We start from the raw sequence: 12,579 nt of genomic DNA, 5'->3' as shown, positions 1-12,579 counted from the left end.
CAGGGACGTCCTATCAACACTTTGCAGATTGAGCAGGCCGCAGCCGTTGAAACCCGGACGATTCGGTTGGGCGAATCAGTCGGTACCTATCTACTACGTGTTGCAACGCCAACGCAAACCCGGATTGTAAAATTAATTCGGCGTTAAACGGTTAGCACTTTATTAAGATTAAGAACAGCCACTCCGCACAGGTGTGGCTGTTCTTGTTTGCTTTATGTTGAAAACAGAACGGTCGACTGTTTATAAATTCAGTATCTTACCTGCTGTATATCAACCTGATCGATCCATGAAATACGTATTACTTCTCATTCTGGGTGTACTGACGAACGTAGCGTATGCTCAAACAACCTTTTCCGTTACGTTCCCTGCTACGAAGTCTGCTCAGCCGCTTGATGGACGGATATTGCTCATTTTGGCTAAAACGGCTAAAATAGAACCGCGCCAGCAGGTGAGCGATGCTGTTGAGACGGCGCAAATTTTTGGTGTCGATATTAATGAGCTAAAGCCTGGTCAACCCGCTACGTTCGATGCCAGCGTCTTTGGCTATCCCAAAAAGAGTTTGAACGATCTACCAACTGGCGACTATTACGTCCAGGCCGTTCTGCACAAATATGAAACCTTCAAACGGAGCGATGGACATACCGTGAAACTGCCGATGGATCGGGGAGAGGGGCAAAACTGGCGTACGGCTCCGGGAAATCTGTTTAGCAAGCCGCAGAAAATCACGCTACGTAGTGGAGCTAAACAAACGTTTGCCGTTGCAATGGATCAGGTGAATCCCCCGATTGCTGAACCGAAAGACACGAAGTTTATCAAGCACATCAAAATCCAGAGCGAACGACTGACCAAATTCTGGGGACGACCAATGTACCTGGGTGCGCACGTACTGATTCCGGCAGGATTCGATGAACATCCCGAAGCACGGTATCCGATCTGCATTAATCACGGCCATTTTCCAGCGGATCTCGACGGTTTCAGCGAAACGCCACCGCCTGCCAATATGGATACGACCGACTACGTTGAGCGGTTTCATATTCATGGCTATAAAAAAATTGTGGCGCAGGAAGCGTACGACTTCTACAAAAAATGGACAAGCAAGGATTTTCCGCGAATGCTGATTGTGGAGATTCAGCACGCCAACCCGTATTACGATGATTCTTACGCCGTTAACTCCGAAAATCTGGGGCCTTACGGCGACGCCATTATGTACGAACTCCTGCCCGAAATTGAGAAACGATTCCGTGGCATTGGACAGGGATGGGCACGCTTTACGTATGGCGGCAGCACGGGCGGTTGGGAAGCGTTGGCCGTTCAGGTTTTATATCCCGACGAATTTAACGGTTGCTTTGCCGCTTGCCCTGATCCCATTACGTTCGATGCGTATACTAATTTTAACCTTTACAAAGACAAGAATGCGTACTACACCGAAGGTCCTTTCCGGCGAACTCCCCGGCCCGGTCAGCGGAATTACCTCGGCCAGGTAAAATGCACCACGGAGGAGTCAAATCACCGCGAGTTAGTATTGGGGACCCATTCCCGTTCGGGCGACCAGTTCGACATCTGGGAAGCCGTGTATTCGCCAGTTGGCAAAGATGGTTATCCGAAACGGATCTGGAATAAGTTAACGGGTGAGATTGATAGTACCGTTGCTACGTACTGGCGGGAGCATTATGATCTGATGCACATTCTTCGTCGTGACTGGAAAACCCTCGGCCCGAAGGTGACGGGCAAAATCCATATCTATTGTGGCGACATGGATAATTATTACCTCAACAACGCGGTTTACCTGATGGAGGACTTCCTTCAACACGTCAAAAGCCCGGCCGCCAATAGCGAGGTGGCCTATGGCGATCGCGCCGAACATTGCTGGAATGGCGATCCAACACAGCCCAATTACATTAGCCGATTGCGTTACAACACCCTGTATGTCGAGAAAATCCTGAAACGTATCGAAGCCAGCCATCCGGCGGGCGCAGATCTGAAAAGCTGGCGGTATTAAGTAGAGACCCAAAACATTTCCGCACGTAGGGTTAAATGTTTATAATACCTGTGATAGGACAGATTAATCATCAAAAAGCCTTAATCAGGGCGCTCAGGACAGAAAATAACGCGATTCTATCAAACTGTAAAATGGCCTAGGACTAATCTTCAGTATTTTATTAAAAATCTAACTTTTTGGTAACAAGCCGCTTTATTTGAAGTTGATGCAGTATGCAAGCCACAACCCTGACTCCGCTCCGGAACAAGGTAGATTCATTTGAATCGCCTGATTTCTATTGTATTGACGATCTGCTGACCGCCGAGCATAAGCTGGTTCGGTCGGCTGTGCGCAACTTTGTCAAACGCGAAATAACGCCCATCGTCGAAGAATATGCCCAACGCGCTGAATTTCCGATGCAACTTGTTCCGAAATTCGGTCAGATCGGCGTATTTGGCGCTACTATTCCAACCGAGTATGGTGGGGGAGGGCTTGATCAGATTTCCTATGGACTGATGACGCAGGAGATCGAACGGGGCGATTCGGGTATGCGTTCATGCGTATCCGTTCAGAGCTCGCTGGTCATGTACCCGATCTATACGTTTGGTACGGAAGAGCAACGGAAAAAATACCTGCCTCGGCTGGCAAAAGGCGAGATGCTGGGATGCTTCGGGCTGACGGAAGCGAATCATGGCTCTGATCCCGGTAGCATGGAAACCAACTTCATCGAACGTAGCGATTATTATTTGCTGAACGGTTCGAAACTCTGGATTACGAATGCGCCCATCGCCGATATTGCTATTGTCTGGGCGCGTAACGACCAGGGCAAAATCCGTGGGTTAATTATCGAGCGCGGAATGGAAGGATTTTCGACCAGCGAGATCAAAAATAAATGGTCACTACGAACTAGTAGTACTGGTGAACTGGTCTTTCAGGACGTGCAGGTGCCAAAAGAAAACATCCTCCCCGAAGCGTACGGTCTGAAGAGTGCGCTGAAATGCCTGGAACAGGCTCGCTATGGCATCTGTTGGGGTGCACTGGGCGCTGCCATGGAATGCTACGAAGTGGCCCGGCGCTACGCACTCGAACGAATTCAGTTCAACAGACCAATTGCCAGTTACCAACTGGTTCAGAAGAAGCTGGCCGAAATGCTTACCGACATTACGCAGGCGCAACTACTATGCTGGCGGCTCGGTACGCTCAAAAATGATGATAAGGCAACGAATGCACAGATTTCGCTGGCTAAACGTAACAACGTCGAAATGGCGCAGCGAGTCGCTTCTCATGCCCGTCAAATTCTTGGGGCTATGGGTATATCGGGCGAGTATCCAATTATGCGCCATATAATGAACCTTGAGTCGGTCAGTACGTATGAAGGTACGCACGATATTCAGCTTCTTATTTTGGGCGCAGAGATTACAGGAATGCCCGCTTTTAAATGATTGAATAACTGCTCAGTTATTCAATCATTTAACGAGCCGATCATTAATCATTCGCCTGATACGTAACCACATCGATACCGATGCCGTTGGGATCTACCAGCGCAAAATGCCGGTCGCCCCAGGGTTCATCACGCAGGTCGATGGCGATAGGTACTCCTAATTTTTGTATACGGTCGTATTCTTCATCAACATCTGCTACTTCAATGGTAAGATAAACGCCTTTGCCAGCAAATTCAGGTTGGAAAAGTGGCTGTTGTGAGGGGTGGTCAGGTAGCAGAAAGCTTACTTCTGCCTGCTGGTCAGGTGTGTGCAGCAGCAGATAAAAATCGTTTTCGAACGTAACGCCGAAATTCAGTACGTTGCAGTAGAATGCTTTGGTTTCGGCTAACTTCTGGGTGATAATGCCTGCGTTTAATTTCATAACGATAGCGTTTTTTATTGACTAAGTACGGCTAAATGATGAGCAACCAATACCATCAGCGCGCGATCAACCTTTCCTATGTTCGAAGGATTGATAATCGATCAAGTCACGGTGCATAAAGATTGGCTTGTCTGTCACAAAGATCAACGCCCCTGCTGACAACAGTATGTCAGTAGAAATGGTGATTTATGATGAGCTATGAGCAAGGTCATACCACACTTATGAGAGGGTGAGCGGAATAGTGCGATTGAAGTTCATCGGCCAGCGATTGCATGATATTACGTAGCTCTTCAGGCTGTTCAATAACCACAGACTTGCCGTACATAAGTAGCCAGCGAGCGAGTCCTTCCAGATAAGGCGTTTGAAAAAACATCCTCAAATAATCCCCTAAATCCTCTTCGCTCTGAAAGCCGTAGGCATGCCTTTGTTCGTGCATGTAGCGCGTAACGGATTTTGGAAAGACAATAGTCGCTTCAACCAGTGGCCAATCCGCTCCAATTCGGTTCAGATATTCCTGTAAGGACAACCGTTCCGGGCGGGAGAACCGCTGACCTGTGTCGATGAGCCGCCGTATGCGGTCAACCCGGAAATCGCGGTAATCCTGACGGGTGCGGCAAAAGGCAATCAAATGCCAACCCATCCGATAGTGGTGAAGCCCAACCGGTTCAACTTCGCGCTGGGTTTCCGCATCGTTGTACTGCGAATGATACTGGAGCTGGAGTACGTGGTTCTGCGCAATGGCATGCTGAATGTGCGTCAGTAATCCGTCGGAGTAGGGTTGCCGATACGTGTATCTTGCTACGTTAATATGGGCGTCCAGATCATCTAAACGCTCCTGGTCCGAGCGTTTCAGGACGGATTTTATTTTATATAGCGCCGAATCAAATTCAGTACGTACCGACTGATCTGTCCATCGTTCAATGAGTTTACTTCCCATGAGCAGCGCATTCGCTTCGGCACTGGTAAACATAACGGGGGGCAGGTGGTAATCCGTCAGAAAATAACCGACACCGGCTTCGGCTCCAATTGGCACGCCTGCTTCTTCCAGCGAGCGAACGTCCCGATAAACGGTGCGAAGGCTGATGCCAAAGCGATCGGCCAGCTCCTGAGCCCGAACCACTCGTTTGGTTTGCAGATGAATCAGAATGGCAGTAAGACGATCAAGGCGGTTCATAGGTGGATGAGCGTGATACGTATCGCAAAATACAACCTTTCTGTTGAACGAGTAAGGTCTTTTTTACGTAGATGAGTCAGTACGTTCTTAAGAAATTAATTCCTATGGATATCCGTAATAACACGCATCAGCGCCGGTTCGAAGCAGAAACCGAGGGGAAACTTTCTATCATTGAGTATCGGCGTGTCGACGATGATACTCTGGCTCTTACCCATACCGAAGTCGATCCGAGTCTGGAAGGAAAAGGAATTGGGTCTAAGCTGGTTGTAAGCGTGCTGGAGTATGTTGAGCAGAATGGCCTGAAAATAGTACCGCTGTGCCCGTTTGTTTCAGCGTATCTTAAACGCCATCCTGAATGGAACCGGGTAGTATCCACGCTTTATAATGTGAATGATTTCTGAGTAGTAAGAATAAATCAGCCACACTCGGTCGTTACGCTTGAATCATGCTGAAAATCAGTGCAATTTTTAAGCCGTGTCCTATATTGATCACGGCTTAAAAGACGATACCCATTTGCAAGCCCAGGGTGAACGAGGCCGCATGATCATTGCCAAAACGCACAGGAAGCGGCACGGCAACAAAATAGCTGTTGGTTGGGCCTTTACGGACGATTTTGTTGAGTACGGGCGTAAATCCGTACCGCCCCGATGTTTCAAAGGCCAGTCGGCTGGCTAGCGTAAAGTCATGCCCAAGATTGATTAATATACCCGGATGAAACAGTACGTTGGCGACCCGGCTAGTTCCATTTTCGGCACGGATAGTCGGGACGATTTCTACCGAGAAACCCAGTTTTGGGGTCTTCCAAAGATTTAGACCTATGGGAAAACCTACTACGTAGTAGCGATCAAAATTAGTTTCCCTACCAGTTTCATTCCAGGTAACGAGCGGGTGTAACACGCCCAGATAACCAGCCATACGCGGATACACCGGCGCGACAGGCGCTGTTGCTGGTGACGTTTGAGCGTATACTTTGGCTGATAGAGTTAACAGCGCGATAACGGATAGCAGTAAGAAGCCAGTTTTTAGATTCGTCGGCTTCCGGAAAGACGCGGCTGGGAAGAAGTAGTAAGTTTTGTTCATCGAATGTATAGCCTTTTTGCAAGAATATGCATTCGGTCAGCTGCCAAATAGAACGGATTCTACTCGTTTGTATCTGGTTTACTTTTTTGCCGGTTTTTTCGGTATTCAGAGGGATTTTGCCCCATCTGTTGTTTAAAAATGCGGGTGAAATGACTTTGATCCGAGAAACCAGTCAGGTAAGCGATTTCGGTCAGGGTATAGGGGGTTGTTTCCAGCAATTGCAGTGCTTTCTCGATGCGTAGCTTCCGGATATATTCCCCAAAAGATAAGTCATCAAAATAACGGGCAAAAGTGCGCGAAACATAAGCTGGGTTAACATCCAGACTTTGCGCCAACTCGGTTAATGAAAGCGTCAGGTTAGTATCCATCTGATCCTGAATGGCTTCTTTCAGGCCCTTAACCCAGGCGGGGGGCTTTCGGTTGCCGGTTGGTTTGAGATACGTGTGTAACACCTGTAACAGAAGTCGTTCGGTAGGCGTTTGGGTATGCCTGGCGGTTTGCAGGTGTTTAGCCCAACTGTAGAGCGCATCGTAAATGATCAGACCTTGTGTCAATAATTGCTGATCATCGGTACTATTAAAGGCCAGCCCCGCCGAGATGGCCCACAGACCTGCTGATTGGGCTGCTATCGAATGGTTGTCAGTGTCTGCTCCGCGAATAATGGGCGCCATTGCCTGTAATGCTGGATCAGTCAGCTTGTGTTTCTGGAGAAAGTAATCGAAGGTGCACCGGTCCTCATAATGCGTGTATTCAACGCCGGGGATATCAAAGGGAATTGCATCCAGATTTTTTGCCTGCTGAAGCACCTGATCTTCAGCCACAAAAAAAACGGCGGCCTGCGGATCAATGAATCGTTTGATGAGCCAGGGACAGGCTAGCCGATCTATTTTGGGGTGTTCTCTAGTGATCCAGTTCATGCCACGAACTTACTGTAAATGCCTCTGATTGACGATATAAAATGGTGATGGCCTGGCGTTGGTCAACTCGTTAAGCTCATTGTGAAAAATCCGTTGTTACTTTCTTTATTTTTTTCTGGGTTTGGGTGCATGAACGGGCGAAATACGATCCCCTGTTTTCACCCATCGCCAGATGTCGGTAGCCAGGGTCGGATAAATCGATATGCCAACGCTGTAATAGCTGCCGTTGAAATTTTGGTCAATCGCCGTTCTGAACACTACCACCCGGTAGCCAAGTTGTGCGCTAAGGCCAACCCACCGGGTGGCTCGCCATTGCCCATAAATCCCCAACTGCAACGGAACCAGGAAACTTTGTTTGGTGCGATCGATGGGGACTTCCCGTTGTAAACTAGTTGGTAAAGCGTAGGCCACTCCGCCCCCCACTTCAATCGGAACACTGACTAGCCATTTCTTATTGTTTGTGATATTCCGCCAATACATCAGACTCATAAACCACATGTCTGTACGCGTATAGTAATCCAGATTGATACGTTGGGCGGCATCGCGTCGCCAGTCTATAAGCTTTAGATACGTAGCGTAGCTGATCCAGTAATAGCCTAATGTGATTTGATGGCGCTTTTGGCCGTACGTAATGCCTGCATTAACACCCCACACGTTAATACGTTGGTTTTCAAGGAATGAATTTCGAAAATCAAGGTTAAAGGCAGGCCTGATTTTGGAATGCGCAAAGGAAACCGTATCGGTCGACGGGATTGAATCGAGCCGGGGATTTAATAATAGAAGTGTAAAAAGACCAACCGCAATCATAATGCTCTACTAACCAGAAAACCAATTTTTGGTTATGGAGACAGTCCGTTTAGAATTCAACGTGGGTACGTAGTGCGAACAAATTTACGGAGCCACGATCACTATTGTAAGCGGGATGCTGAACCAGTTGATAATCAAGTGTTAAATAAAGCGTATGAGCTAAACGGGCTTTATAAAACAGCTCAATAATATTCTCGGGTTTATAATTTGGCAGGCTTCCATCGCCCAGCATAAACCCCGAACCGCCCGCATTCAGAAAAGCAGCATGTTGCGACGATATACCGTTTTGGGCTACAGCTACACCTACGGCATCTTCTGTACGGTGCCATCGACTACCGCCAATATAGGCGCCCAGTGTGAAACTACGATCAATTTCTGTAAAGGCCCACGTAGCGGTCTTTCCATTGTTCCAACTGATTCGTCCGAAGATGCCACCCATTTCACCAAGTGGTTGCTCAACATTCAGGCCAAACCCATATTTAACACCACCGTAGTTTGTTCCGGTCAGGATATAAGGCGGGTCGGAAGGGTAGACGCCGGTTTGCAATAATTGAGTTGCAAATGCGTACGTGGGGGCTTTCGTTACGTTCCGGAACGCCAGCAATCGAACCGTGCCGGGCAGACGTAGTAAGTTGAAATTATGTTCGAGTTCGAGGGTTAAGGCATTGGCTTTGTTGATGTTCCAGTCCAGTACGTTGCCGTTGGCTCTGATCGGCATGAGTGAAGCCGCTGCCCGAACCGCGTAGGTCGGTCGAATGTATTCGGCCACAAAACTCCACGTATACCCACGCGTATTGGCCGGATAATCCCAGGCGCCCATGTTCATCAGCGACCAGTTGAAAAACTGACTGCGCGGATCGTGCGCATACGTATTGTTGTCGAACATATCGGCAATGGAGATTTTTCCAGCCGTTAGAACAATTCTGGATGACGGAATGGGCTCTTCTACCTGATTCACTCCTGATTGAGCATCTTTGGAGCCACTTCTGCCCAGCGGAATAATCTGTTCAATATAAAACCGGGCGATATACAAAGCGGGTCGGGCGCTGCCAATTCGAAACGTTTCGCCGTTTGGAAATCCGGCGATGCCTACAGCCGGTGCGTAAAGACTTTCATCATTGGGCGACTGACTGTTGCGGTGGCCAACACCCCGCCCACCGGCCAGCTCAGGGTTTACGTAAACAGCAGCTCCGCGCCACAAACGACGGCCCAGAAAAAGAGTTGTGGTAACCGAAAGGGCCGTATCAGGTTGGTCGCTTAGCGTATTCAGGCCGTTATAGCCCGCACCGTTGAAGCGTGCGTGGCTCTGTGCAATGGTGGTGAATTGAAAATGGAGACTCCAGTTTTTTAGCGAGTCAAGGTAGTTATTGTCATTGTCTTGTTGAGCCTGAACCGACGCGGTTGAAAGGAAGAAAAACAGACTGAACCAACGTATCAAATCTTTGTCGTGTAGCATGTAATACAATAAACAGAAGAACGGGCAGCGTGTTAGGTTATACGCCTGATCGCAGTAGATAGCCGACGCCCATCGCTGTGTGGATGAGTTTCCGGTCATAACCCCGGTCAATTTTTTTACGTAAAAAGTTAATATACACTTCTACTTTATTGGTGTTGCAGGCCGCACTGCTCTCCCAGACTTTTTCAAGAATCTGCGCTTTCGTTACCACGCGCCCTGCGTTTTCAACCAGATACGTGAGTAATTGAAACTCCCGAGCGGTTAAACTAATGCGCTTACTGGCGCGATAGGCCGCTTTTTCGGCAACGTTTAGTTCAAGATTGTCGATACTTAGAATCGTGGGGGCATTGAAACCGCCTGTTCTTCGGCGGTGTAGCGCATAAATACGTGCCAGCAACTCGTCCGAGTCGCAGGTTTGCACTACGTAATCGTCTGCTCCAGCATAAAGACCTCGTGCCGTATCAGCTGGGCTTTTCTGGTTTGATGTGAGCATAACCGGCGTTGAATCGTTTTCCTGACGTAACCGTCGAATCACATCAAATCCGTTCATGCGGGGTAATTCGGTATCTACTAAAATTAGATCGAATCGAGCGTGCATCGCCATAGAAAGACCCGTATAGCCATCGGTTGCTACTCGTAACACGTACTGACGTTCAAGCAGAGTTCGATATAGAGAGCCAAGATAGGCCGTGTCACTTTGGATCAGTAATATTTTCATGTGCCGATAGCCAATTGAATTTATTTAGGCCAAAAGTGTTACGGTCACTTTAAATCGGCTTTAAAGTTTGGTTAAAACTTGTTTAAAATTAGAGACGGTCTTATTCCCTTGATTAATACGTATCGGTTTTTAAGAAAGAATTAATAATTCTTTAACCACGCCTTAACAGCGAAGCGACTACTTGCTGCCCAATCAAGCGCATTTTAAGCTTATTCCGCATCAAGCTCATGTTTCGTTTTCGTTCGCTTCTTTTTGGGAGTACAGGTATTTTGCTCGTCTGTCTGAGTTTGTGCTCACCGTTGTCCGCACAAACGCCAGCGACGATTCCCGCTGCTGATACAATTCGCCAGAGTTTGCCACAACTTGAGCAGCAATTTCTGGAGCGTAATTTTCAATTACTTGCTCAACGCTACCAGATCGACCTGTCTGATGCGTCGATCACGCAGGCGGGGCTGCGACCGAACCCGAATCTCTGGTTTCAGGGAAACCTCTATAATCCGCAGACGCATAAAGTACTTCCGTTCGGGCGCCCTTCGCAGGCAGATATCGATGCGGGCGTATTTAACAGCGGATACTATGCTGTACAACTTCAGCAGGTCATTCAACTGGCTGGGAAACGTAGCAAACTAGTCGCTCTGGCTGAAAGCAATAAATCGCTGGCACAATTAGCTTTTCGCGACATTATGCGAACCTTGCACTATCAGCTTTACACGACTTACGCTAACCTGTATTACGACCTGCAAACGTTACGTCTGTTCGACGATGAGCTGGTTCGACAGCAGCGATTAATCGAATCGTATCGGATTGCACTCCGCTCCGGGGGCGTAGCGCCTTATGAAGTAACCCGACTTGAGGTAGCGATTCATGATCTTCAGGCAAATAGTGCCAATATTCATACGCAAGTGGCTGACGAGCAGGCTACGTTACGTGTATTGTTGCGTCAGCCAGCCAGGACATTTATTCTACCCACCGAATTGCCTGATCTGAAGACGACCCTTCCGCAGTTGTCAGTGGCCCTCGATTCGGCGCAGGCCAACCGACCTGACATTAGTATTTCGCAGGAACAAATCAATAACGCGCAACGCAGCCTTGCGCTGGAAAAGGCACGTCGCACTCCTGACCTGACTACGGGTATATTGTTTGAAAAATACGGAAATGCCTATGCGAATTTTTTAGGGTTTCAGGCATCAATGGATTTGCCAGTCCGCAACCGAAATCAGGGAGCTATCCGGGCTGCCGAAACTACGTTGAAAAGTGTAACCAGTGGTTTGGAAAATCAGCAGACAGTGGTTCAGAGTGATGTGCTGAATGCCTATGATAAGCTCACTACGTATTATCAGCAGTTGAACGCTCGCCCCGAAGGGTATCTGGACCGGATCCAGAACATCTCTATAGAAGCTACGAAAGCCTACAACGCCCGCACCATTGGTTTGCTGGATTATCTGGACAAGATCCGGACGTATCAGCAGGCACAACTGAACAACATTACGTTGCTGAATAATATCTATAACACGCAGCAACTGTTAAATTTTACAACCAATACGCGGTTCTACTAGGCTGTTAAACTATGATTCAACTAATGGGGACTGCCGGTTCAGTTACAGATGGCTTTTGACGTAATTGTTTTGTTGTCTTACGCGAACCGTCATGGCTCCAGCCCGGTGGACCAAAAATATAGCCCAGTGCATTACGAATCGAACCCGCCCGTCGAATATCCTGTCCGATGGCGGTCCATTCGTGAAAAGCAATACGTATTGGATTGTGAGAATTGACGTTAGTCGTCAGGCCATACGTTGGTCGATTTCGCTCTGGTTCAAACGTACCGAATAGTCGATCCCAGATGATAAGAATGCCCGCATGATTTTTGTCCAGGTAATCCAGGTCAGAGCCGTGGTGGACGCGATGATGAGAGGGCGTGTTGAAGATAAACTCAATTGGACCCGGCAACTTATCAATTAGCTCTGTATGAATCCAGAACTGATACAGTAAACTAATCGACTGCATCGTCATAATTGCCAGTGGGGAGAAACCAACGAGTGGCATCCATATCCAGAAGATAAACGCACCACTAATATTTCCTGTCCAGGTCTGACGTAGTGCGGTGCCCAGATTATACTTCATCGATGAATGGTGCACTACGTGAGATGCCCAGAAATATCGACTGCTGTGGCTGATTCGATGGAACCAGTAATAGCTGAAATCATCGGCAAAAAACAGAATTACCCACGCCCACCATTGAGTCATGTCAATGGTAAATACGCGAAATTGATAGACGAGAGAATAAGCCCCGAAAACGATGGCTTTTCCGACGAAGCCAATGATTACGTTGCCAATACCCATAGCCAGGCTGCTGGCTGTGTCTTTAACATCGTAATAATCTTTCTGTTGCTTTGCCGTTATTAACACTTCAATAGCTAATAGGACTACAAAGCCAGGAATCGCGTACTGAATCAGATCCCTCATATTATTTCTGATTTTTATGCAAGTTACGTTATTGCGAACAAGGTTTCAATAAGCAGAAAGTCAGATTACACACAAAACGGTCCGCCGTTGCGGTGCAAAGTACAGAGAGTTTTCTCCATGTAC

12 protein-coding genes are annotated in these 12,579 nt (G+C 47.9%); 4 read left to right on the top strand and 8 right to left on the bottom strand.

What is annotated here, in order from left to right:
• The first annotated feature begins 286 nt into the window (after positions 1-286).
• Positions 287-1,999, top strand: coding sequence for a hypothetical protein (locus ACOJS8_RS00265; protein WP_420146526.1), 1,713 nt, complete (start codon positions 287-289; stop codon positions 1,997-1,999).
• A 212-nt stretch (positions 2,000-2,211) separates the two neighbouring features.
• Positions 2,212-3,420 carry an acyl-CoA dehydrogenase family protein gene (locus tag ACOJS8_RS00260; RefSeq protein WP_420146525.1) on the top strand — a complete coding sequence of 403 codons (1,209 nt, stop codon included), beginning with the start codon at positions 2,212-2,214 and terminating at the stop codon, positions 3,418-3,420.
• 43 nt (positions 3,421-3,463) lie between these two features.
• Here ACOJS8_RS00260 and ACOJS8_RS00255 read toward each other — a convergent pair whose 3' ends face one another.
• On the bottom strand, positions 3,464-3,841 hold the full coding sequence (locus ACOJS8_RS00255) for a VOC family protein (protein WP_420146524.1): 378 nt from the start codon (positions 3,839-3,841) through the stop codon (positions 3,464-3,466).
• Positions 3,842-4,049: 208 nt separating this feature from the next.
• Complete coding sequence (locus tag ACOJS8_RS00250; protein WP_420146523.1) at positions 4,050-5,015, bottom strand: helix-turn-helix transcriptional regulator; 966 nt, start codon at positions 5,013-5,015, stop codon at positions 4,050-4,052.
• Between the two features lie 104 nt (positions 5,016-5,119).
• Between ACOJS8_RS00250 and ACOJS8_RS00245 the strand changes: the two genes are divergently transcribed.
• Positions 5,120-5,416: a GNAT family N-acetyltransferase gene (locus ACOJS8_RS00245; RefSeq protein WP_420146522.1), complete on the top strand. Its 297-nt coding sequence runs from the start codon at positions 5,120-5,122 to the stop codon at positions 5,414-5,416.
• Positions 5,417-5,510: 94 nt separating this feature from the next.
• On the opposite strand, the gene ACOJS8_RS00240 is transcribed toward ACOJS8_RS00245, so the two are convergent.
• The 5 genes from ACOJS8_RS00240 to ACOJS8_RS00220 form a co-directional block, all read right to left on the bottom strand.
• The gene (locus tag ACOJS8_RS00240; RefSeq protein WP_420146521.1) at positions 5,511-6,095 is read right to left on the bottom strand and encodes a hypothetical protein; all 585 of its coding nucleotides are present in this window, start codon (positions 6,093-6,095) and stop codon (positions 5,511-5,513) included.
• Positions 6,096-6,154: 59 nt separating this feature from the next.
• Complete coding sequence (locus ACOJS8_RS00235) at positions 6,155-7,012, bottom strand: chromate resistance protein ChrB domain-containing protein (RefSeq protein WP_420146520.1); 858 nt, start codon at positions 7,010-7,012, stop codon at positions 6,155-6,157.
• A gap of 105 nt (positions 7,013-7,117) precedes the next feature.
• The gene (locus tag ACOJS8_RS00230; RefSeq protein WP_420146519.1) at positions 7,118-7,819 is read right to left on the bottom strand and encodes a hypothetical protein; all 702 of its coding nucleotides are present in this window, start codon (positions 7,817-7,819) and stop codon (positions 7,118-7,120) included.
• Positions 7,820-7,868: 49 nt separating this feature from the next.
• Positions 7,869-9,374 carry a carbohydrate porin gene (locus tag ACOJS8_RS00225; RefSeq protein WP_420146518.1) on the bottom strand — a complete coding sequence of 502 codons (1,506 nt, stop codon included), beginning with the start codon at positions 9,372-9,374 and terminating at the stop codon, positions 7,869-7,871.
• Entirely contained in the window at positions 9,313-9,993 is a 681-nt protein-coding gene (locus tag ACOJS8_RS00220; RefSeq protein ID WP_420146517.1) for a response regulator transcription factor, read from the bottom strand. Before ACOJS8_RS00220 ends, ACOJS8_RS00225 begins: the two co-directional genes overlap by 62 nt.
• A gap of 227 nt (positions 9,994-10,220) precedes the next feature.
• Here ACOJS8_RS00220 and ACOJS8_RS00215 point away from each other — a divergent pair, with 227 nt between their 5' ends.
• Positions 10,221-11,549, top strand: a complete 1,329-nt coding sequence (locus ACOJS8_RS00215; protein ID WP_420146516.1) for a TolC family protein — start codon at positions 10,221-10,223, stop codon at positions 11,547-11,549.
• Between the two features lie 16 nt (positions 11,550-11,565).
• Here ACOJS8_RS00215 and ACOJS8_RS00210 read toward each other — a convergent pair whose 3' ends face one another.
• A complete protein-coding gene (locus ACOJS8_RS00210; protein ID WP_420146515.1) occupies positions 11,566-12,456 on the bottom strand; it encodes a sterol desaturase family protein in 891 nt (296 codons plus the stop codon).
• Positions 12,457-12,579: the final 123 nt, after the last annotated feature.

Origin of the sequence: Spirosoma sp. (genome assembly GCF_048594605.1) — a bacterium.
Taxonomy (GTDB): Bacteria; Bacteroidota; Bacteroidia; order Cytophagales; family Spirosomataceae; genus Spirosoma.
The sequence above is the reverse complement of the archived record's forward strand: the minus strand, read 5'-3'. Positions and strand labels throughout refer to the sequence as shown.